General features: G+C 30.9%; 20 protein-coding genes. 14 read left to right on the forward strand and 6 right to left on the reverse strand.

Annotated features, from left to right (window positions below; translation table 11 throughout):
- Positions 1-70: 70 nt before the first annotated feature.
- Genes moaA through HMPREF2782_RS08010 form a run of 7 tightly spaced genes read left to right on the forward strand, consistent with a single transcriptional unit; the run spans position 71 to position 4,970 of the window.
- The gene (moaA, locus tag HMPREF2782_RS07980; protein ID WP_083304910.1) at positions 71-1,018 is read left to right on the forward strand and encodes a GTP 3',8-cyclase MoaA; all 948 of its coding nucleotides are present in this window, start codon (positions 71-73) and stop codon (positions 1,016-1,018) included.
- Complete coding sequence (moaC, locus tag HMPREF2782_RS07985) at positions 1,019-1,489, forward strand: cyclic pyranopterin monophosphate synthase MoaC (RefSeq protein ID WP_070642136.1); 471 nt, start codon at positions 1,019-1,021, stop codon at positions 1,487-1,489.
- Complete coding sequence (locus HMPREF2782_RS07990) at positions 1,470-1,961, forward strand: MogA/MoaB family molybdenum cofactor biosynthesis protein (protein WP_070642140.1); 492 nt, start codon at positions 1,470-1,472, stop codon at positions 1,959-1,961. The genes moaC and HMPREF2782_RS07990 overlap by 20 nt, the downstream gene beginning before the upstream one ends.
- Positions 1,948-2,406 (forward strand): MOSC domain-containing protein, encoded by a 459-nt coding sequence (locus HMPREF2782_RS07995; RefSeq protein WP_070642143.1) that lies wholly within the window; start codon positions 1,948-1,950, stop codon positions 2,404-2,406. Before HMPREF2782_RS07990 ends, HMPREF2782_RS07995 begins: the two co-directional genes overlap by 14 nt.
- Complete coding sequence (gene modA / locus HMPREF2782_RS08000) at positions 2,396-3,262, forward strand: molybdate ABC transporter substrate-binding protein (protein WP_070642147.1); 867 nt, start codon at positions 2,396-2,398, stop codon at positions 3,260-3,262. The genes HMPREF2782_RS07995 and modA overlap by 11 nt, the downstream gene beginning before the upstream one ends.
- Before the next feature lie 6 nt (positions 3,263-3,268).
- A complete protein-coding gene (gene modB / locus HMPREF2782_RS08005) occupies positions 3,269-3,943 on the forward strand; it encodes a molybdate ABC transporter permease subunit (protein ID WP_070642149.1) in 675 nt (224 codons plus the stop codon).
- Positions 3,936-4,970, forward strand: coding sequence for a sulfate/molybdate ABC transporter ATP-binding protein (locus HMPREF2782_RS08010; protein WP_070642151.1), 1,035 nt, complete (start codon positions 3,936-3,938; stop codon positions 4,968-4,970). Before modB ends, HMPREF2782_RS08010 begins: the two co-directional genes overlap by 8 nt.
- A gap of 14 nt (positions 4,971-4,984) precedes the next feature.
- Here HMPREF2782_RS08010 and HMPREF2782_RS08015 read toward each other — a convergent pair whose 3' ends face one another.
- The 4 genes from HMPREF2782_RS08015 to selD are packed head-to-tail and all read right to left on the reverse strand — an operon-like array spanning position 4,985 to position 7,996.
- Positions 4,985-6,118, reverse strand: a complete 1,134-nt coding sequence (locus tag HMPREF2782_RS08015) for an aminotransferase class V-fold PLP-dependent enzyme (protein WP_070642154.1) — start codon at positions 6,116-6,118, stop codon at positions 4,985-4,987.
- Complete coding sequence (locus HMPREF2782_RS08020; protein ID WP_070642156.1) at positions 6,105-6,374, reverse strand: putative Se/S carrier protein; 270 nt, start codon at positions 6,372-6,374, stop codon at positions 6,105-6,107. The genes HMPREF2782_RS08015 and HMPREF2782_RS08020 overlap by 14 nt, the downstream gene beginning before the upstream one ends.
- A complete protein-coding gene (yedF, locus tag HMPREF2782_RS08025) occupies positions 6,374-6,958 on the reverse strand; it encodes a sulfurtransferase-like selenium metabolism protein YedF (protein WP_070642160.1) in 585 nt (194 codons plus the stop codon). Before yedF ends, HMPREF2782_RS08020 begins: the two co-directional genes overlap by 1 nt.
- A gap of 18 nt (positions 6,959-6,976) precedes the next feature.
- Positions 6,977-7,996, reverse strand: a complete 1,020-nt coding sequence (gene selD, locus HMPREF2782_RS08030; protein WP_070642163.1) for a selenide, water dikinase SelD — start codon at positions 7,994-7,996, stop codon at positions 6,977-6,979.
- A gap of 253 nt (positions 7,997-8,249) precedes the next feature.
- On the opposite strand from selD, the gene dpaL reads away from it, so the two are divergent.
- From dpaL to HMPREF2782_RS08065, 7 genes are all read left to right on the forward strand, one after another.
- On the forward strand, positions 8,250-9,494 hold the full coding sequence (gene dpaL, locus HMPREF2782_RS08035; RefSeq protein ID WP_070642165.1) for a diaminopropionate ammonia-lyase: 1,245 nt from the start codon (positions 8,250-8,252) through the stop codon (positions 9,492-9,494).
- 12 nt (positions 9,495-9,506) lie between these two features.
- The gene (gene ygeW, locus HMPREF2782_RS08040; protein WP_004839385.1) at positions 9,507-10,721 is read left to right on the forward strand and encodes a knotted carbamoyltransferase YgeW; all 1,215 of its coding nucleotides are present in this window, start codon (positions 9,507-9,509) and stop codon (positions 10,719-10,721) included.
- A gap of 28 nt (positions 10,722-10,749) precedes the next feature.
- A complete protein-coding gene (locus HMPREF2782_RS08045) occupies positions 10,750-12,069 on the forward strand; it encodes a YgeY family selenium metabolism-linked hydrolase (protein ID WP_083304911.1) in 1,320 nt (439 codons plus the stop codon).
- Between the two features lie 303 nt (positions 12,070-12,372).
- Entirely contained in the window at positions 12,373-15,408 is a 3,036-nt protein-coding gene (ygfK, locus tag HMPREF2782_RS08050; RefSeq protein WP_070642167.1) for a putative selenate reductase subunit YgfK, read from the forward strand.
- Between the two features lie 9 nt (positions 15,409-15,417).
- Complete coding sequence (gene ssnA, locus HMPREF2782_RS08055; protein WP_070642170.1) at positions 15,418-16,740, forward strand: putative aminohydrolase SsnA; 1,323 nt, start codon at positions 15,418-15,420, stop codon at positions 16,738-16,740.
- A 207-nt stretch (positions 16,741-16,947) separates the two neighbouring features.
- Positions 16,948-18,327, forward strand: coding sequence for a uracil-xanthine permease family protein (locus tag HMPREF2782_RS08060; protein WP_070642173.1), 1,380 nt, complete (start codon positions 16,948-16,950; stop codon positions 18,325-18,327).
- A 100-nt stretch (positions 18,328-18,427) separates the two neighbouring features.
- Positions 18,428-19,834, forward strand: a complete 1,407-nt coding sequence (locus HMPREF2782_RS08065) for a uracil-xanthine permease family protein (RefSeq protein ID WP_070605971.1) — start codon at positions 18,428-18,430, stop codon at positions 19,832-19,834.
- Positions 19,835-19,940: 106 nt separating this feature from the next.
- On the opposite strand, the gene HMPREF2782_RS08070 is transcribed toward HMPREF2782_RS08065, so the two are convergent.
- Both HMPREF2782_RS08070 and HMPREF2782_RS08075 read right to left on the reverse strand, forming a co-directional pair.
- A complete protein-coding gene (locus HMPREF2782_RS08070) occupies positions 19,941-20,789 on the reverse strand; it encodes a hypothetical protein (protein WP_070642174.1) in 849 nt (282 codons plus the stop codon).
- 4 nt (positions 20,790-20,793) lie between these two features.
- Complete coding sequence (locus HMPREF2782_RS08075) at positions 20,794-22,032, reverse strand: MFS transporter (RefSeq protein ID WP_070605972.1); 1,239 nt, start codon at positions 22,030-22,032, stop codon at positions 20,794-20,796.
- Positions 22,033-22,189: the final 157 nt, after the last annotated feature.

The following is a 22,189-nucleotide window of genomic DNA, read 5'->3' on the forward strand; positions in this document are numbered from 1 at the left end:
AAATTTTAAAAATATTGTTTATTTGGTTTTAAGCTAGGATATTATAAAAATATAGAAAGTAGTTGATTATATGCTTGATAAGTATGAAAGAAAAATAGATTATTTGAGAATATCTCTTACAGACCGTTGTAATTATAGGTGCAAATATTGTATGCCAGATGGTCTTTCTTGCAAAAAAAATCATGAAGATATGTTGACTCTAGAAGAGATTAATGAAATAAGCAAAATTTTTGTAAAAAAAGGAATCAAAAAAATAAGACTTACTGGTGGCGAGCCTTTAGTTAGAAAAAATGTAGAAAGTTTGGTAAAAATGCTTGCTGAAATTGATGGACTAAAAGATTTGGCAATGACAACAAACGGATATTTTCTAAAAGAAAAGGCAAAAATTTTGTGGGAAAATGGACTAAAAAGATTAAATATTTCTCTTGATAGCCTTGATTCTGAAAAATATAAGATGATGAGTCAAGGTGGCGATTTAAAAAAAGTCTTTGATGCAATTTCTTATGCTAAAAATTTTACCTATAAAATAAAAATTAATTGTGTCTTGATAAAGGGATTTAATGATGTAGAAATTTATGATTTTATAAAATTTGCCAAAGAAAATGACATAGAGCTTAGATTTATTGAGCTAATGCCAATAGGAGATACGGCAGATTTTTCAAAAGATAAATTTATTTCAAGCGATGAAATTATAAAAAAATTAAATTTAATTCCAATAAAAAATCCCGATACTCATTCGCCGACAAGTCTTTACAAAGTACCAGATTTTGATTATACACTTGGACTAATTGAGCCTTTAAGCCACAAGTTTTGTTCTACTTGCAACAGATTAAGACTTACAGCAGATGGCAAAATTAGACCATGCCTTCATTCGGATTTACAAATAGATTTGAAAAAAGCTATAAGAGAAAATAAGGACATAGAAAAATTGATTGATGAGGCTCTTATGAAAAAACCTCAAAGACATCATTTGGAAAAAGAAGTTATAAAAGAATCCATGTATAGGATAGGAGGATAAATGTTTACACATTTAGACAAAAATGGCAGGGGGCAAATGGTTGATGTTTCTCAAAAAGAAATTAGCCAAAGAGAAGCCATAGCCAAAGGTTCAATTGAATTAAAAAATGAAACGATAGAAACTATAAAAAATGAAAAAATAAAAAAAGGAGATGTTCTTGCTATTGCTCAAGTTGCAGCAATTCAAGCTGTAAAAAATACATCTTCAATAATTCCTATGGCTCATCCACTTTTATTAAATGGAATAAATGTAGATTTTAATTTTGAGGGGAATTTATTATTTTGCCAAGTAAAAGTTAAGTGCCAAGGAAAAACCGGCGTTGAAATGGAAGCTTTGACGGGAGTTTCAGCTGGTCTTTTGACAGTTTATGATATGTGCAAGGCTCTTGATAAGTCTATGACTATAAAAGATATATATTTAGTAAAAAAATCAGGAGGAAAATCTGGTCTTTATGAAAGAAAAAATTTATAATTACGCTTTTGTGGTAATTTCTGATACCAGATCAAGCGGAGAAAATAAAGACGGATGTATTGACGCTTGTGCAAAAACAATGCCAGAAAATTATAAGATGGTTTATAAGTCTATAATTAACGATGATTTGGAAAATATTGAAAATGAATTAAATAAATTGGTTGATGAAAATATCCAATTAATTTTAACATCTGGTGGGACTGGGCTTTCAAAAAGGGACAATACACCAGAGGCAAGTTTAAAAGTAATAGAAAAACAAACGCCAGGCATAAGCGAGGCAATAAGGTTGATTTCAAAAGAAAAAACTCATATGTGGGCCTTATCAAGGGCAGTTTCTGGAATAAAAAATAATTCTTTAATTATAAACCTACCAGGATCTCCCAAGGCTGTCATAGAAAGTATAGAAGGAATTTTGCCTTTTTTAAGTCATGGCTTAGATATATTAGAAGGGGATAATAGTGGACACAATTAACGCAACAGTTTTATCAATAAATATTTCAAAGACAAAGGGTGTGAGAAAGGAACAGATAGGTCAGGGTTTATTTAAAAAAGATTTTGGGCTAGAAAATGATGCCCACGCAGGAAAGTGGCACAGGCAAGTAAGCCTTTTGGCAGTAGAATCAATTAGAAAAATGGAAAATGAAAATCGCAAATTTGCTTTTGGGGATTTTGCAGAAAATATTACAACCCAAGGAATAATTTTGCATGAGCTTCCAATAGGAAAAAAATTAAAAATTGGCGATTGCATTTTGGAAGTTAGTCAAATTGGAAAAGAATGTCACAAGGGCTGCGCCATAAAGCAAAGTGTAGGAAAATGTATTATGCCTTATGAGGGAATATTTGCAAAAGTAATTAAAGAAGGCGTAATAAAAACAGGTGATGAAATTAAAATTTTAGGAGAAGAAAATGAATATTAAAAAAATCGCAATGACAGCTCTAGCAGGAGCATTATTAATCGGAACAGCAGGCTGTGCTAATAACAAAAAAAATGACAACAATTCAAATGAAGCTATGTCAAATTCAAATGCAAGCGTAGAAAAATCAAATGAAAATGCGGGCAATATGGAGAAAAAAGACCTTGTAGTATTCGCAGCAGCTTCAATGACAGAAGCCTTAGAAGAATTAAAAACAGAATTTGAAAAAGAAAATCCAAATCTTAATTTAACATTCAACTTTGATTCATCAGGAACATTAAAAACTCAAATTGATGAGGGAGCAGACTGTGATGTATTTGTTTCAGCAGCTCAAAAACAAATGGATGAACTTGACAAAGAAGAAAAAATAGACAAAGAAACAAGATTTGATTTACTTGAAAATGAAGTAACTCTTGCAGTAGCCAAAGGAAATGAAAAAGAAATCAAAGATTTTAAAGATCTTGAAAAAGATGAAGTAGAAAAAATCGCTCTAGGAAATGCTGACGTTCCAGTTGGACAATATTCAGAAGAAATTCTTAAAAATTTAGGAATTTGGGATAAGATTCAAGATAAAGTTACACTTGGTTCAAATGTAAAAGAAGTTACATCATGGGTAAGTGAAAAAGCTGCTGATTGTGGAATAGTTTATAAAACTGACGCAAAAACAGCAGGACTTGAAACAGTAGCAGTAGCTGATGATTCAATGCTAGAAAATAAAGTAATTTATCCAGCAGCTTTACTTAAAAATTCAAAAAATCCAGAAGAAGGCAAAAAATATTTAGAATTTTTAAAAGGCGAAAAAGCATCAGAAATTTTAGATAAATATGGATTTAAGCCATTAAATAAAGGCATTAAATAAATAGATATGGACTTATATCCTTTATATAATTCAATAAGGATTGCAAGTATATCATCGGTAATAATATTTTTTCTTGGTATATTTGCAGCCTATTATATTAAAAAATTACCTGCAAAAGTAAAGGGGGCAATAGATGTGGTATTAACCTTACCCTTGGTATTGCCTCCTACTGTTGTAGGATTTTTTCTAATAAAAATTCTAGGAACAAATTCGCCACTAGGAAAAATCGCAGTAGAATATTTTAAATTTCCTCTTATAATGAATTGGTATTCAGCAATTTTTGCAACAGTTATAGTAACATTTCCTTTGATGTATAGAACAACTAGAGGAGCTTTTGAAGCTTATAACCAAAATTTATCATACGCTGCTCAAACTTTGGGCAAGTCAAATACATGGATTTTTTGGAAAGTTTTGATGCCAAATTGCAAAAAAGGCGTTATGGCAGGTTTAGTTTTATCATTCGCAAGAGCCCTTGGAGAATATGGAGCAACATCCATGGTAAGCGGTTACACTCCAGGAAAAACTGCAACCATTTCAACAACTGTTTATCAATTTTGGAGAATCGGTCAAGACGCTGTTGCTTATAAGTGGGTTATGATAAATGTTTTGATTTCATTTGTTGTTCTTGTTGCCATAAATTTCTTAGAAGATACAAATCCAAAGGAAAAAAATTATGCTTGATGTTGAAATAAAAAAAGAATTTACAAATTTTAAACTTGATGCAAAATTTACAAATGAAGAAGGAATTTTGGGAATTTTGGGAGCGTCAGGTTCTGGCAAAAGCTTAACCCTAAAAGCAATAGCAGGAATTATAAAACCAGATTATGGAAGAATAGTTTTAAATGATAGAATCCTTTTTGATAAAGATAAAAAAATAAATATACCAACCAAAGATAGAAAAGTTGGCTATCTATTTCAAGATTACGCACTTTTTCCAAATATGACAGTTTATGAAAATATAAAAACTGGACTTAGGGGAAAAAATAGAAATTCTGAAAAAATAATAAATAAAAAATTAGAAGAACTTCATATTGGACATATAAAAAATTCAATGCCAGAAATGATTTCTGGTGGAGAAAAACAAAGAGCAGCTCTTGCAAGAATTTTGGTAAACGAACCAGAAATTCTTTTGTTAGACGAGCCATATTCAGCAATCGATGGATATTTGAGATGGTCAATTGAGCTTGAAGTTAGAAAAATTATAGAAGAATATAAAATACCAACCCTTTTTGTCTCCCACGATAGAGATGAAATATACAGAATGTGCGATGACATTGTAATAATGACAAAAGGAAAATCAGAAGCAAAAAAACCAACCAAGGAGCTTTTTCATAATCCAGAAACCATGGCAGCAGCAGAGCTATCAGGTTGCAAAAATTTCTCAAAAGTTGAAAAAATTGGAGAAAATATTTATAAAGCCAAGGCTTGGAACCTTGATTTAGATTTAGAAAAAAATCACAATGAAAAATTTATAGGCATAAGAGGTCATGATGTAGAAATTTCCAAAAATAAAAAAGAAAAAAATTCTTTCCAAATGGAAATAATAAAAGAAATCGACCAAACTTTCAACACTTGCCTACTAATAAGAAAAAAAAAAGGCGAAGGACAAATTACAGTTTTTATAGAAAAAGAAAAATGGGAAAAATTGAAAAAGGAAAAAGAGCTTTATTTCACTTTTGATGAAGAAAATATAATGTTTTTAAAATAAAAGCTAGGATTACCCTAGCTTTTTTCTTTTGCTATATTTTTTACAGCTTCTATCGTTTTTTCTATTTCTTCTTTTGTGTTATAAAATGATAGGCTCATCCTTACTATGCCTTGTTTTTTTGTTCCCATTTTTTCGTGAAAAAGTGGGGCACAGTGGCTGCCTGCTCTTACGCAAATTTCGTAATCATCCCATAGTTTCATTGCTATATAATTTGCTGGAATATCTTTTATATTAAATGAAATTATTGGAACGTGTTTTAAATTTATATTTGAATAAAATTTTATTCCATCAATTTCTTCTAAGCCCTCATATAAAATTTTTGTAAGCTCATTTATATCCTTTTGAGGATTTTTTTTCAAAAATTCTATGGCACTTTTTAGTCCTGCAAAGGAATGAACATTTGCAGTTCCTGGCTCAAATAAATCTGGCAAGACATGAGGCTGTGTTTTTGAAAATGAATCAAAACCTGATCCACCAGCAAAAACTTGTTTGAAATCAAAATCCCCATTTACAATAAATCCACCCGTTCCTTGTGGAGCGTGAAGTCCCTTGTGGCCTGTAAATAAAAATATTGATTCGGGATATTTTTTTATATCAAAAGGCACATATCCTGCAACTTGGGCCCCATCAATTATTAATTTAAGATTGTTTTTCTTGCAAATTTCATAAGCCTTATCAAGGTCTGTCAAAACTCCTGATACGTTTGATGCTCCTGTAATTACTAGGGCTTTTGTATTTTTTTTGACTAAACTTTCGATTTTTTCAAGATCAAGGCTAAAATCATCTTTTATATCGATAAAAGAAAGCTCTGTTCCGTTTTTTGCCAAATCATAAAGAGGTCTTAGGACAGAATTGTGTTCTGCAAGACTTGTTATGACGTGGTCGCCTTTTGTAAAAAGTGATTTTATCACAAAATTTAGGGCGAAAGTTATGTTTGGACATAAAACCACATTTAAGGGATTGTCCATACCGAAATAAGAGCCGACATTTTTTCTAGTTTGCATTAATAAATTTAGGGCATCAAGGCTAACCTTGTAGGCTCCTCTTGAGGGATTGCCAAAAGATTTTGAATTTATTGCATTATAAACTGCCCTTGCGACTGATTCGTCCTTGTCGATTGTAGTTGCAGCATTATCAAGATAAATCATAAGCTTTAACCTCTGGCTTTCTGTCATTTTCTTTATAAATAAGCACAAACTTTTCTTCAAAATCGAGCTTATATTTTGAAAAAATTTCTTTTACTTTTTCATCAAATTTTTTTTCATACCTAAGACAAAGTCCGCAACCTGCATCAATTTCTGGCAAAAGAGGGACTAGCCTTGCCCTAATATTTTCACTTTCGACTTTGCTTAGGGCAAGATAGGCTAAATTTGACGATTTGAAAGTATAAATTACATATTCCATTATGGTCTAATGGTGTGATGAGTTCTCATTAATGAAGAAATTTCGTACATATTTGAAACTCTTCCAACTTTTAATTCTTCCTTTACTCCATAGTGGTCAAGGCAAAGACCGCAAGAGATAATTTCAACTCCATTATCAGCAAGTTTTTTCAAATCTTCTATGGTATTTTCTCTTTGTGTTGTCAAAAATACTCCCTTGTTGTAGCAAATTACATATTTTGGAAGAACATCAGCTTCAGTTATTGAAACTAAGAAGCTTTCCAAAAGAGATTTTGAGAAATCTTCATCTCCATCTCCGATTTTATCAGAATCAAAAACTACAACATAAGAAGAAGATAGGCTTTCTTCCTTATCATCTTTCTCTGTTTTTTCTTCATTTTTATTAAAAGTTAATTTGAAAACTCCATCTTCTTTTTCTTCGATTTCAATATCAAAGTTAGTTTCTTTTGCAAGTTTTTTCAAATTTTCTACAGCAATATCTTCATTTACAAGCACATAAAAATTTTCTTCTCCATTTTTAATTTCTCTTTTTGCCATAATTACAGGCATTGGACATTCGATTCCTCTAGCATCAATTTCTTTCATTTTCATACTCCTTTATTTTTATTCGATAAATATTGATTTATCATATTTTTTACTTATTTGACCAACAATTTTTGCATTTATATTATTTTTTCTTAATTCTTCCAAGGCGTCTTTTGCATCATCCTTATGAATACTTACCAAAAGTCCTCCAGATGTTTGAGGATCGTATAAAACTTCCTCAAGAGCAAAGTCGTCAACAAGAAATTCCACCATATTTTCCATATGCATTCTGTTTCTTTGTCCTCCCTTGGTAAAAACAAATTCGCTTGCAGCTTTTTTTGCTCCATCAAGGATTGGGATATTTTTAGAATCAATTATGGCAGAATATTTATCGCCAAGCATTTCTGATAAGTGGCCCATAAAAGAAAAACCAGTAACATCAGTAGCTGAGCTTATCCTATATTTTTCCAAAATCTCCTTGGCATATTTATTTAAAAATATCATAGAAGAAATGGCCTTATCCATCTCCTCTTGACCAAGAATATCAATCCCGTAGGCGTTTGTAACTAAAGTTACACCCAAAGGCTTGGTTAAAATCAAAATATCTTTTTCATTTGGCGTATTATTTTTCCAAACCTTATCAATATCGACTTTTCCCGTTACAGAAAGTCCGTATTTTATTTTTGGATCATGAATTGAATGACCGCCTACAAGAGATGCACCAGCTTCTATAACCTTGCTTGCACCTCCTTGGAGAATTTTTTTCAAAATATTTATATTTTCATCTTCAGGAAACAAAACAATATTTAGCCCACAAATTGGTTCTGCTCCCATAGCATAAATATCTGATAGGGCATTTGCCGCAGCGATTTGTCCAAAAATATATGGGTCAGAAACCATCGGCGGAAAAAAATCTAGGGTAGATACAATTCCATTATTTTTATCAACTCTTACAAGGGCACAATCGTCCATGGTATCGTATCCAATCAAAACATCATCTCTTTTAAAATTTTTAATAGAAGATAAAGTTTCGCCTAGACTTTCTTGGGGGATTTTCGCATTACAACCCCCGCAAACTTCTAGTTCTATATTAGACATATCTTCCTTCTTTCTATAAATTATTGAATTTTAAAGAATATATTTAAATTATACTATAGGAAAAATTTAATGAAAGAAAAAATTTAAATAGAAATTTTTCAAAAAATTTCGTAAAAAAATAAAAATTTAAAATAGAAAAATATTAAAAAATAAAAATTAAAAAATTTTTTTGAAAACATTTTTAAAAAGTATTGCATTTTGATGTGTGATATGTTACTATAATGCCAGAAGAAGTTCTAGAAAGGAGAAAAGATTGAAAGAGAGTTTTAATATAGTTTTAAATGAAAGAAATTTGGAAGATTTAGCTGATTTAAGTTTTATTAATGAAGAAGAATCTTCAAAAGCTCAAAAATTTCATGCGAGCTTTCCCCAATATTCTGTAACACCATTAAAAAGATTAAACAATCTTGCAGATTTATTTGGTGTGGAGGATATATTTGTCAAAGACGAGTCATTAAGATTTGGTCTCAATGCTTTTAAAGTTTTGGGAGGATCTTATGCTATGGCAAAATACATAGCCCAAAAACTTGATATGGATTTAGATGATCTACCTTATGAGAAATTGATTTCTCCTGAAATCAAAGAAAAATTAGGCAAGGTAACTTTTATTACAGCAACTGATGGAAATCATGGTAGAGGAGTTGCTTGGACAAGCCAACAATTAGAACAAGATTGTGTGGTATTGATGCCTGACGGATCAGCTCTTGAAAGAAGAGATAATATCAGAAAAACTGGCGCTAAATGTGACATTATGGATGGACTTAACTACGATGCTTGCGTAAGGCTTGCCAATAAATATGCTGAAGAAAAAGGATATATTATGGTTCAAGATACAGCTTGGGAAGGATATGAAGAAATTCCTACATGGATCATTCAAGGATATTCAACTCTTGCAAAAGAAGCATCTGATCAATTAAAAGAAGCAGGCAAAAAACCAACTCACATCTTTTTACAAGCAGGAGTAGGCTCTTTTGCAACTGGAGTAACAGGATTTTTCTCAGACGAATTTAAGGGAAGTGAGAAACCTTTTATAGGACTAATCGAACCAGAAAAAGCAAATTGTAACTACTTAACAGCAAAAATAAACGACGGCAAAATCCACAACGTTGAAGGCGAAATGAATACAATCATGGCAGGACTTGCTTGTGGAGAACCAGTTACTGTTGGATACCCAATTTTAAAATCTTACGTTGACGCATTTTTATCAGTTCCAGATAGTGCAGCTGCAAGAGGAATGAGAATTTTGGGAAATCCAATTGGAGAAGATGAGAGAGTTATATCTGGAGAATCTGGAGCAGCAACTGTTGGAGCTGTTAGTGAAATTTTACAAAGAGAAGATTTAAAAGATATAAAAGAAAAATTAAAATTAGATGAAAATTCAGTAATTTTATTTATCTCAACAGAAGGCGATACAGACTTCGAACACTACAGAAAAGTAGTTTGGGATGGATATTATACAAACGATGAAAAATTTGAATATAAAAAAATAATTAGATAGGAGAAAAAATTAATGACACAAGATATTAACAAATTATTAGAAAAATTAGAAGGCTTAGATTTTGAAAACTTATACCACGATGACTTTTTCCACACATGGGATAAATCACAAGATGAACTTGAAGCAATTTTTACAGTTGCTGATACATTAAGAGCAATGAGAGAAAAAAATATTTCTCCAAAAATCTTTGATTCAGGACTTGCTATTTCATTATTTAGAGATAATTCAACAAGAACAAGATTTTCATACGCATCAGCTGCAAATATGCTAGGACTTGAAGTTCAAGACTTAGACGAAGGAAAATCACAACAAGCTCACGGTGAAACTGTAAAAGAAACAGCTAACATGATTTCATTTATGGCTGATACAGTTGGAATAAGAGATGATATGTATATAGGCAAAGGCTACAAATATATGAAAGACTTTGCTGAATATGTACAAGAAGGATATGATCACGGCGTTCTTGAACAAAGACCACACCTTGTAAATCTTCAATGCGATATTGACCATCCAACTCAAGCTATGGCAGATTTACTTCACGTAATTCACGAATTTGGTGGAATTGAAAATCTTAAAGGTAAAAAAGTTGCTATGACTTGGGCTTATTCTCCATCTTATGGTAAACCACTTTCAGTTCCTCAAGGAATTTCAGGTTTATTTACAAGATTTGGAATGGATGTAGTTTTAGCTCATCCAGAAGGATATGAAATAATGCCAGAAGTTGAAGAAATTGCAGAAGAAAATGCTAAAAAATACGGCGGAAGCTTTACAAAAACAAATTCAATGGAAGAAGCTTTCAAAGATGCTGATATAGTTTATCCAAAATCTTGGGCACCATTTGCAGCTATGGAAGAAAGAACAGACCTTTATGCAAAAGGAGATCAAAAAGGAATTGATGAGCTTGAACAAAGACTTCTTGAACAAAACAAAGAACACATGGATTGGGCTTGTACAGAAGAAATGATGAAACTTACAAAAGATGGTAAAGCTTTATACATGCACTGTCTTCCAGCAGATATAACAGGACTTTCATGCGAAGATGGAGAAGTTGACGAATCTGTATTTGATAGATATAGAGATCCACTTTACAAAGAAGCAAGCTTTAAACCATATATAATTGCTGCAATGATCTTCTTACAAAAAGTTAAAGATCCTAAAGCTACAATTGAAAAATTAATTGAAGCTAACAAAGAAAGATTAGTTGACAAAGAAGACGAAAATAAATAAGAATTTTAAAATTTAAAAGGAGATTTAAATGACAGAAATTAATTATGATTTAGTAAAAGAAACTGCTCAAAATTATTCAGAAGATATGAATGCTTTCTTGAGAGATTTAATCTTAAAACATGGAGAATCTTGCGAAGAAGGCGATAAATCAAAAAGAATAAAAGAAGAAATGGAAAAACTAGGCTTTAATAAGGCTTGGATTGATGGTCAAGGAAATGTACTTGGCGAAATGGGTACAGGCGAAAAACAAATCGCATTTGATGGTCACATTGACACAGTAGGAATTGGAAATATTGATAACTGGGAATTTGATCCATACGAAGGATTTGAAGATGAAAATTTAATCGGTGGTCGTGGTGGCTCAGACCAATTAGGTGGAATCGTATCAGCAGTTTACGGCGCAAAAATCATGAAAGATTTAGGATTCTTAAATGATAAATATAGAGTTTTAGTTACAGGAACAGTTCAAGAAGAAGACTGTGATGGAAACTGCTGGTTATATATGATTGAAGAAGAAGGAATCAGACCAGAATTTGTAGTTTCAACAGAACCAACAGACGGTGGAATCTACAGAGGACAAAGAGGAAGAATGGAAATTCGTGTAGAAGTTAAAGGTGTTTCTTGCCACGGTTCAGCTCCAGAAAGAGGAGATAACGCAATTTATAAAATGGCAAAAATCCTTAATGAAATCGAACAATTAAACGAAAATCCAGCAGACGATTCAGTAGAAATAAAAGGTCTTGTAAAAATGCTTGACGAAAAATACAATCCTGAATACAAAGAAGCAAACTTCTTAGGACGTGGAACAGTTACAACAAGCCAAATTTTCTATACTTCTCCATCAAGATGTGCAGTTGCAGATTCTTGTGCAATTTCACTTGATAGAAGAATGACAGCTGGAGAAACATGGGAGTCTTGCATAAAAGAAATTGAAGATTTACCATCAGCTAAAAAATTCGGCGCAAAAGTTACAATGTATGATTACGAAAGACCATCATGGACTGGCGTAAGCAAAAAACAAGAATGCTATTTCCCAACATGGGTAATTCCAGAAGATCACGAAGTAACAAAAGCATTAGAAAGAGCATACAAAGGTCTTTATGGAGATAAGAGAATAGCTCCAAATGTAGAAAAAGAAATTGAAAAGAGAAAAGATTTACCATTAACAGATAAATGGACATTCTCAACAAACGGTGTTGCTATAATGGGAAGACACAATATTCCAGTAATAGGATTTGGACCAGGAGCAGAAGATCAAGCTCACGCACCAAACGAAGTTACATTCAAACAAGACTTAGTAACTTGTGCAGCAACATACGCAGTTCTTCCACTTGAATATATAAAATAAATTAAAAATATCAAGAAAGGTTTAAGCCTTTCTTGATATAAATTTTATAGATTTTTATAAATTTGACTTTAAAATAGCAAAATAAATAATCAGTTTTTATAAAAATAAAATAAGTCATTTGCACTTTTTTGGCGGAAGACTTTCTTATAAAAAATTGCTTATTTAAAAATATACTAGAAAAATAAAAAAGAGAGGGAAGTTCTCCTACCCTCATCTTTGTAAATTTTTCAAAAAAATTATAGAAAAAGAAAACGCTATTTTGGTCGGTTTGAAAAATAAAAACCCATAAAAAAGGAGTAAAAAATGAGTGAATTTATGAGACCTATACCTTTTAAAGACCTAATGGATTGGGCTTTGGAAGAATATAAGAATGAAGGTTCTATTTTTGGAATTAAAAAAGAAAAATTCTACAAAAATGAATCAGGAAAAATGTTAAAAACTGTTTTTGGCGATGAGATTTCATCAGCAGTAGGCCCTGCAGCAGGTCCTCAATCTCAACTTGCCCAAAATATTCTAGCATCCTATCTTGCAGGAGCAAGATTTATTGAGCTAAAAACAGTTCAAAAACTTGATGGAGTAGATATACAAAAAGCTGTTGCAAAGCCATGTATAAATTCGGAAGATGAATGTTATAACTGTGAATGGTCAACAGAGCTTACAGTAAAAGAAGCTTACAATGAATATGTAAAAGCATATTTTGCAATTATTGCTTTGGCGAAAGAATTAAATATTTCTGATAAAAAAGATTTTGCTTACAATATGTCAGTAGGTTATGATCTTGAAGGAATAAAATCTGAAAAAATTGATACATATATTGAAAATTTAAGAAATGCTAAAGACACAGAAGTATTTAAAGAATGTAAATTATATCTTGAAGAAAATATCGATAAATTTTCAAAATTTGATAAAAAAGATTTAGAAAAAATCAGCACAAATATTTGTGATTCTATAACACTTTCAACCCTTCACGGTTGTCCTGCAGAAGAAATTGAAAAAATTGCATCATATCTAATAGATGAAAAGAAAATATCTACATTTATAAAATGTAATCCAACAATGTTAGGTTACGAATATGCAAGAAAAACTCTTGATGATATGGGCTTTGATTATATTTCTTTTACAGATTTCCATTTCAAAGATGACCTTCAATACGAAGATGCAGTTGTTATGATTGAAAGATTATTAGAACTTGCAAAGAAAAATGATCTTGCCTTTGGTGTAAAGCTTACAAATACTTTCCCAGTTGATGTAAAAAGAAATGAACTTCCAGCAGAAGAAATGTATATGTCAGGAAGAGCTCTTCTTCCATTAACTATTTCTATGGCAGCTATGCTTTCAGAAAAATTTGATGGCAAACTTCCAATGTCATATTCTGGTGGTGCTGATGCTAGAAATATTAAAGAAATTTTTGAAGCTTTAGGTCAACCAATTACAGTTGCTACAACAATTCTTAAACCAGGTGGATATTTAAGATTTAACCAATTGGCAAAAGAAACTGAGGATTTATTAAGCGATAAACTCCACGATGTTGATGTAGAAAAAACTGTAAAACTTAGAGATAAAATCATAAACGAATGGGTTAATAATAAATTATACAGAGAAAAAGTTGGATCAAGAAAAACAAATTCAACTCTTCCACTTACAGATTGCTACAAGGCTCCTTGTAAAGATGGTGGATGTCCAATCCAACAACAAATTCCTGAATATTTGCAATTAGTTGCTGAATGTGAATACGATAAGGCGATTGAAGTTATTGCGATGGACAATACAGCACCAACAATTCTTGGAAAACTTTGTGCACATTATTGCCAAGATCATTGTACAAGAGTTGACTATGAAAAGAGCCTTCAAATAAGAGATATGAAACTTATAGCAGCTGATAAGGCTCAAGATAAGTTTGTAGAAAATATTAAAGAATCAGAAATAAAATCAGACAAAAAAGTTCTTGTTATAGGAGCAGGTCCTGGTGGAATTGCTGTAGCATCTTATCTAAGAAGAAATGGAATGAACGTTACAGTAAGAGAAAAATTATCAAAACCTTACGGAATTGTAAGCCATGTTATTCCTAAATTTAGAATTTCTGATGAACAAATCGAAAGAGATTACCAAATTGCTGTAAAACAAGGCGTAAAATTTATTTTTGATTCTGAAGTAAAAGAATCTTACGAAGAATTGAAAAAAGATTATGATTATATAATTGCAGCAACAGGTGCTTGGGAGAAGGGAAGATCTCCAGTAAAAGAAGGAAGCGAAAATATCCTTGATGCTCTTGATTTCTTATGGGATGTAAGAATGAATGGCAAGGCAAATGTTGGTAAAAAAGTTGCAGTTGTAGGTGCAGGAGATGTAGCTATGGATTGTACAAGAACTGCAGCAAGACTTGATGGAGTTGAAAGCGTAGCCTTAGTTTATAGAAGAACAGAAGCTTACATGCCTGCAACTCAAGAAGAAGTAAATGATGTTAAAGAAGAAGGACACAAAATTTATGAATTAGTAGCTCCTTATTCTTATGACGGAAAAGTTTTAAAATGCGAAAAAATGGAGCTTGGGGCATTTGATGAATCTGGAAGAAGATCAATCAATTCAACAGGAGAAAAACTTGATCTTGAATTTGATACAGTAATTGGTGCAACAGGTGCAAGAGTTGACACAAGCGCATTCAAAGAAAATAATATTAATTTAGATGATTGGGGCAATGTAAAAACTACAGAAAATTACGAAACAAATATCGACAATGTTTATGTAATTGGAGATTGTAGAGCTGGAGCAAGCACTATTGTAAAAGCAATGGGAGAAGCAAAAGCAGTTTGTCTTGATATTTTAGCAAAAGAAAATCTAGAAAATGATTTTGAAAAATTTGAAGTTAAAGAACAAAACAAAATAATTTTTGAAAAAAGAGGAAGACTTCAAGAAAAAATCCAAGGCAAAAATGAAGGATACAGATGTTTAAAATGTAATCAAATTTGTGAAATGTGTACAGAAGTTTGTCCAAACAGAGCAAACGTAGCAATAAAAGTTGATGGATTTGAAAATCTTCATCAAATAATCCACTTAGATGGAATGTGTAACGAATGTGGCAACTGTGGATTCTATTGCCCACACGCAGGACGTCCTTACAAAGATAAACTTACAGTATTTTGGACAAAAGAAGACTTTGATGATTCAACAAATACAGGTTTCTTAAAAGATGGTAATAAATATCTAGTTAGACTTGAAAATGGCAAAGTAATTGAAACAGAAAACTTAGATGATTTGTCAGAAAATATGCAAAAATTAATAAAAGCTATCGAAGAAAACTATGCTTACTATATAAAGCCAAGTGAAATTTTAAATTCATAAGGAGATAAGATGATATTATCAAATTGCCTAATAATTACAAACGATGAAAATAATAATTTTTATGAAAACGGCGCAGTTTTAATCAAGGACAAATTAATAGAAGATGTTGGAGAAAATCAGGATATTTTAAAAAAATATCCTGATGAAGAAGTAATTGATTTAAAAGGAAAACTTCTTATGCCAGGAATGATTTGTGCTCACTCACATATTTATTCAGCTTACGCAAGAGGAATGGCAGTTTCAAAACCAACAGATAATTTCTTTAATGTCTTAGAAAATTTGTGGTGGTCTCTTGATAGGGAGCTTACAACAGAAGATGTAAGATTAAATGCCCTAACAACTTATATGGAATCAATAGCTAATGGAGTTACAACAGTAATTGACCACCATTCAGGACCAAATTCTGTAGAAAATTCTCTATTTACTCTTGGAGAAGCTGCAAAAGAAGTAGGAATTAGAACAAATCTTTGCTACGAGCTTTCAGATCGTGATGGAGCTGAAATTAGAGATAAAGAAATAAAAGAAAACGTAGATTGGATTAAATATTCTCAAAAAGAAAATGATGATATGCTAAGAGGATTATTTGGACTTCACGCATCTTTTACTCTTTCAGATGAGTCATTAGAGAAAGCTCTTGATGCAATGGATGGAGTTTATAACGGCTTCCATGTTCACGTAGCAGAAGGAATCGAAGACCAATGGGATTGTCAAAGAAAATATGGCAAAAGAATTGTAGAAAGATTAAATGATTTTGGCATAATAAATGAAAATTCCTTAGCTATCCACTGCGTTCATATAAACGGAAGAGAAATGGATATATTAAAGAAAAATAATACTCCAGTAATTTTCAATCCAGAATCAAATATGAACAACGCAGTAGGAGTTCCTCCAGTAAATAGATTTTTTGAAAAAGGATTAAAAGTAGGAATAGGAACAGATGCCTATACAAACGATATGTTTGAATCAATGAAAGTTGCAAATATAATCCAAGCTCACAATACCCAAGATCCAACAAAAGGATTTGGAGAAACTTTGGAAATGCAATTTAAAAATAACCCTGACATAGTTTCACATTTCCTAAACAATGAAGTAGGAAGAATTAAAAAGGGAGCTTATGCGGATTTAATTACATTTAATTATGATCCATACACTCCAATCAACAAAGACAATTGGGGTGGACATAGCCTATTTGGTCTAACAGGAAGACTTGTAAACGATACAATTATAAATGGAAAATTTGTAATGAAAGATAAAATAATTACAACAGTCGACCAAGCCAAAATCCATGCAGATTCAAGACAAAGAGCTGCAAAAGTTTGGAAAAATCTTTAAAATTTATTAAGCTAGTTTATTTTTTAAACTAGCTTAATAAATAAAATTCTTATTTAAATATTTTATGAACTTATTTTTAAAATATAAGAAAAAATTTTTTTATTAATTTATTTGTTTAAATTATAAGTAAATGTATCATATTATTGGAGTTTAAAAAATTCTAATATAGGATATAGAAAAAATTTATATCAAAAAAAAGGAGATGAGATGGGAAAAAAAGAAAAAAAAGAAAAAAACACAAACACGTCCTTGTTTGACATGGATGCAAATCCGAGTTTTAAAAGGAGTTTGCCAATAGCCCTCCAACATTTATTAGCAATGATAGTAGGTAATACACTTCCGGCAATCGTTCTTACAGGACAGTTAGCGAATACAGAATTTGCAGTATCAGCTCAAGATGCAGTTTATTTGATTCAAGCTGGAATGTTTGTAGCTGCAATAGCAACATTTTTGCAATTATACCCAGTATTCAAAGTCGGAGCAAAACTTCCAGTAATTATGGGAGTAAGTTTTGCCTATATTCCAGTTTTAACATCAATAGGTTTAAAATATGGATTGGGAGCAGTTTATGGAGCTCAATTGGTTGGTGGTGTCATAGCATTTATAGTTGGAATGAACATAAAAAGAATTTATAAATTCTTCCCACCAATGGTTTCAGGAACAGTAGTTTTAACAATTGGACTTTCACTTTATTCAGTTGCCTTAAATTATATGGCAGGAGGAAATGGAAATCCGAACCAAGGAGATTTAGTTTATTGGGGTGTAGCATTTTTAACTTTAGCAGTAACTCTTTGCTGTAATATGTTTGGAAAAGGAATTATAAAACTTGCAGCTATTTTAATAGGAATTGGCGTTGGATATGTTGCATCAATATTTTTTGGAATAGTTAATTTTGATGGAGTAAAAGAAGCCGCTTGGGTAACTCTACCAAGAATTATGCCATTTAAATTAGAATTTCCAATTGATGCAGTTATTACAATGTCAGTAATGTTTGTTGTAAATTCAATTCAAGCTGTAGGAGATTTATCATCAACAACAGCTGGAGGACTTAATAGAGTTCCAACAGCAGATGAGCTTGAAGGTGGAATTAAAGCAAACGGTTTAGCTTCAGTGATTGGTTCATTAATTGGTGGAATGCCAACAGCAACTTACAGCCAAAACGTAGGAATAGTTTCACTTACAAAAGTTGTTGCAAGAAAAGTTTTTGCAATCACAGCAAGCCTTATTCTTGTTGCAGGATTTATTCCAAAATTTGGAGCTTTGATGCTTTCAGTTCCACAAGCGGTTATTGGTGGTGCAACAATTACAGTTTTTGCACAAATAACAATGAGCGGAATGAAATTAATAATGTCAGACGAAATGAGCTCAAGAAATGTAACCATAGTAGGACTTGGAATAGCGCTTGGAATGGGAATTGTTCAACTAGGCGATCAGGCTTTAGCACAATTTCCAGAATGGTTTAGAATGGTATTTACATCATCACCTGTAGTTTTAGCAACTTTAGTAGTTTTCTTACTAAATATAATAATGCCAAAGAAAACTATAGCAGAAGAAGAAGCTGAAAGAAAGGCGATGGATGATAAATAATAATAATTTTGTTTTAAAAATAAAATTATTATAAGGGGAGTTTTAAAATAGCTCCCTTCCTTACGGAAAAAAATAAAAATAAAAGAGAAGGAAAATTTTTATGGAAAAAGAAAAAAAATTTAGCGGACTTTTTAGTTTCGACGGAGAGGTAACTACAAAAGAGGCGTTGCCACTTGCCTTTCAACACGTTGTAGCAATGATTGCAAGTTGTATTACACCACCAATAATGCTTGCAGGAGCAAGTGGACTTTCACCAAAAGATACAATGATTTTAATTCAAATTGCCCTTATAGGCTCAGCACTTACAACTTTATTGATGATTTATCCAATTAAAATTATAGGATCAAGACTTCCTATGATATTTGGGGTTTCATTTGCGTATGTACCTACAATGATTGGACTTGCCAATCAATTTGGAGCTCGAGGCCCTGTTGAAGTTGTTGCCATAGTATTGGGAGCGCAAATCGTTGGTGGAATTTGTTCAATACTTTTTGGACTAGGATTAAAATACATAATGCCACTTTTCCCACCACTTGTTTCAGGAACAGTAGTTTTAGTAATAGGACTTTCACTTTATCCTGTAGCTATGAATTATATGGGAGGAGCAGGAAGCGTAGAAGTTGCAGGCTGGGGAGCTTGGCAAAATTGGTTAGTCGGAGGAATAACTTTAATATTAGGACTTGGATTTACACATTTTGGAAAAGGAATGTTTAAACTTGCAAATGTATTATTTGCTATGATTATTGGATTCATAGTATCAATGTTTTTTGGAATGGTAGATTTTTCTCCAGTAAAAGAAGCAGGTTGGATTTCAGTTGTAGAACCATTTCACTTTGGAATTGCTTTTGAGCCATCAGCAATAATTTCAATTACAATTATTTTTATAGTAACAGCAATTGAAGGAATAGGAGATATGACTTCAACAACAGTAGGTGGTATGGATAGGATTCCTACACCAAAAGAATTAAGAGGTGGAATTGTTGGATATGGTGTTGCAAACTTAGTTGGAGCGATTTTTGGATGTCTTCCAACAGCTACATTTTCACAAAATGCAGGAATAGTTTCAATAAATAAGGTAGTAAATAAAAAAGTATTTACTCTCGCATCTTTGATAATTTTAGTATCAGGACTTGTTCCAAAATTATCATCAATTCTTACAACAATTCCTTATCCAGTTTTGGGAGGAGCAACACTTTCAATTTTTGCTGCTATAACAATGAACGGAATTAGAATGATCGCAAGCCAACCTCTAAGTGGAAGAAATACTTCAATAGTTGGAGTTTCTGTAGCTCTTGGTGTTGGATTTACTACAGTAGTTGCAAGCGCACAAAATGCTGGCGTTTTCTTTATGCCAGAAGAATTAACAGTAGCAATCGGATCATCACCAGTTGTACTTGCAGCAATTTCTGCAGTTTTAATGAACTTAATTATTCCAGAAAAAGAAGAAGATAAAGCAAAAGAAGATTCTTTAGCAAATCTTGAACTAGAAGAATTAGAAGAAGAATAAAATTTAAAAAGCTTAAAATTTATAATAAAATAAAAGAAAAGTCTATAATATTGCGTTAAATATTTTACGCAATATTATAGACTTTTTAATATTTAACAGATGGTAATTACAAATATCTGTCACAAATAGATATGTAGAAATTAATATAATTTCTCCAAAGTTTGAAATCAATAGAAAGAACATCTAAAGCCATATAAAAATATTTTTTTGACTCTAATAGCAAATCTATAAATATAGAATTTTTGAATAACGGACGTTCAAAAGAATTGGTCTCAAAGAAGTATCTATTTGTATAAATATTAAAATGATTATTGTCAAAATCAACTGAAAAATCCTCTATATCATCTAATATTTGCCTTCCATAAGAAAAATAATTATGAGAAAGACATAATTCTTCAAAAACTTTTTCGTTAATAGGATAGCCAGAAGTAAGATTAAATACTTTTAAGGCTATTTTGGCAAATGAATATTTGTCATAGGCATATTCTATTTCTTCATTGTGAGTTAAGATTTTATTATATTTATATACATATTTTTCTTTATATAATCCATATAATGTTTTAGTTATGTTTTCAGATATAAACGTATCATCTTCAATATTTAAAGATTTAAGAAAAGATTTGTTATTAGAATATTGCTCTAATAAAACCAAAAGATCTATCGGTTCGTAAACTTTTTGTGAATCGTATATCTTATCAAGTATAAATAATGACATGAAATGGTTATGAGAAAATACAATCAAATTCTCTAAGTTTGAACCGAATAATTTAAATTCTTTTCTAAATAATAAAGGGTACAGAGAATAAAGAGAAATTGATTGTAAATTTTTATTTTTGTTTAAAAACGGCATATTTACAAGGATAGTAGTTTTGATTTGCTGGTTAATAAAATTTGAAAAATAAATCCATTCGGATTCAGAAATTTCAAGAATTTGCTTGATGTCATTAATTTGCATAAAATTACTCCAATTTATCATTTTTTAAATTAATTTTAAATAAAGAAGGAATACCAATTGTAAATAATAATAAAAAGATTCCAGCTCCTACAAAAACTATATATACTGATATTATTTCAAATAAGTATCCAAATAATAACATACTTAGTGGCAAAGACACTTGAGTTAATGTGTTTAATATACTAAAAACCCTTCCTTGAAATTCTTGAGGGATATTTAGTATAGACCAGCTTGACAGAAGTATATTACATATAGTAATTGAAATACCGATTATTAAGAAATATCCTGCCAATATAATAGACCAAATATTTTTAGTTAATTCTAATGTTAATAACAAACCTAACACAAAAGTTACTAAAGATATTAAGCTTATAGAATTTCTAGCAATATTTAAAGTTTTTTGGGATTTAATTTTTGATGAAATTAATGAACCTAATAATAAACCTATAGCCAAAATACTATCATTTAAAGCATAATTCTTGCTTGATAAATTTAAAATTTTTATTTCAACAAATGGTAAACCTATATTAACAATACCAAGAATAAAGTTTACTACTAAAACAAAAGCTAAACCAAATACAATTTTTTTGTATTTAAATATAAAATCAATCCCCTCTTTAAACAAAAGTAGTAAGCTTTGACTTTCATTAACTTCTTTCTTTGTATTTTTATTGAAATCAACTTTCCAATAGATTACTAATACTAATAATTCCATAAACATTTCTATAAGTAAAATTCCAATTAGTGCAAATTTATCAATAATAAATATTGCTATAATGGGAGATAAAACCATACTTACTGCTTGAATTATTTGTAGATGAGCTCTAAACGATTGAATATCCTCTTCATCAACTATATTAATAGTAGAAGAATTTAAGCTTGTAGATAGGATTTGATCGGAAAGTTTTAAAATTATTAACAGACCTATAATATGTATATATTCTATCTCTATTTTTCTACTTGTTATAATAAATAAAAACAGGGAGATAGCACTAAGAAATTGAGAAAATCTAATAATTCTATTTTTATTGTATTTATCAATTGCACTTCCTAAAATAGGCAATAAAAAAATTGCCACTAAAGGTCCTATAATTTGAGAAAGGCTATAAAAAAATATAGAACAATTTAATTTTTTTAAAATATAAAGCCCAAGTACAAAAGAAAGTATGCTACTTCCTAGTTGACCGATAGAGTTTCCTAAAAGAAGTAGCAACTTTGAAAAATTTTTATTTTTTTGATTCAAGATATAATAACCTCTCTTTTTTAAGTTTGCATTAATAAATTTGTTTTTGTATAAGAAATTCTATGCCATAATAATGACGAAATTAATTTTTATCAAACTAAATTATCTAATAATTTCTCATAGCAATATAAATTAAACATACCTTAGCATGAGTATT

The sequence above is a fragment of the Anaerococcus sp. HMSC068A02 genome (assembly GCF_001811125.1).
GTDB lineage: Bacteria > Bacillota > Clostridia > Tissierellales > Peptoniphilaceae > Anaerococcus > Anaerococcus vaginalis_C.

Bases quoted from the DNA above. Each gene is read 5' to 3' on its own strand.
- HMPREF2782_RS08015 (WP_070642154.1), bottom strand. From the start codon at position 6,118: ATGATTTATCTTGATAATGCTGCAACTACAATCGACAAGGACGAATCA.
- HMPREF2782_RS08070 (WP_070642174.1), bottom strand. From the start codon at position 20,789: ATGCAAATTAATGACATCAAGCAAATTCTTGAAATTTCTGAATCCGAA.
- selD (WP_070642163.1), bottom strand. From the start codon at position 7,996: ATGTCTAATATAGAACTAGAAGTTTGCGGGGGTTGTAATGCGAAAATC.
- HMPREF2782_RS08020 (WP_070642156.1), bottom strand. From the start codon at position 6,374: ATGGAATATGTAATTTATACTTTCAAATCGTCAAATTTAGCCTATCTT.
- ygeW (WP_004839385.1), top strand. From the start codon at position 9,507: ATGACACAAGATATTAACAAATTATTAGAAAAATTAGAAGGCTTAGAT.
- HMPREF2782_RS08010 (WP_070642151.1), top strand. From the start codon at position 3,936: ATGCTTGATGTTGAAATAAAAAAAGAATTTACAAATTTTAAACTTGAT.
- HMPREF2782_RS08060 (WP_070642173.1), top strand. From the start codon at position 16,948: ATGGGAAAAAAAGAAAAAAAAGAAAAAAACACAAACACGTCCTTGTTT.
- moaC (WP_070642136.1), top strand. From the start codon at position 1,019: ATGTTTACACATTTAGACAAAAATGGCAGGGGGCAAATGGTTGATGTT.
- ygfK (WP_070642167.1), top strand. From the start codon at position 12,373: ATGAGTGAATTTATGAGACCTATACCTTTTAAAGACCTAATGGATTGG.
- modB (WP_070642149.1), top strand. From the start codon at position 3,269: ATGGACTTATATCCTTTATATAATTCAATAAGGATTGCAAGTATATCA.
- yedF (WP_070642160.1), bottom strand. From the start codon at position 6,958: ATGAAAGAAATTGATGCTAGAGGAATCGAATGTCCAATGCCTGTAATT.
- HMPREF2782_RS07990 (WP_070642140.1), top strand. From the start codon at position 1,470: ATGAAAGAAAAAATTTATAATTACGCTTTTGTGGTAATTTCTGATACC.
- modA (WP_070642147.1), top strand. From the start codon at position 2,396: ATGAATATTAAAAAAATCGCAATGACAGCTCTAGCAGGAGCATTATTA.
- HMPREF2782_RS08045 (WP_083304911.1), top strand. From the start codon at position 10,750: ATGACAGAAATTAATTATGATTTAGTAAAAGAAACTGCTCAAAATTAT.
- moaA (WP_083304910.1), top strand. From the start codon at position 71: ATGCTTGATAAGTATGAAAGAAAAATAGATTATTTGAGAATATCTCTT.
- ssnA (WP_070642170.1), top strand. From the start codon at position 15,418: ATGATATTATCAAATTGCCTAATAATTACAAACGATGAAAATAATAAT.
- HMPREF2782_RS08065 (WP_070605971.1), top strand. From the start codon at position 18,428: ATGGAAAAAGAAAAAAAATTTAGCGGACTTTTTAGTTTCGACGGAGAG.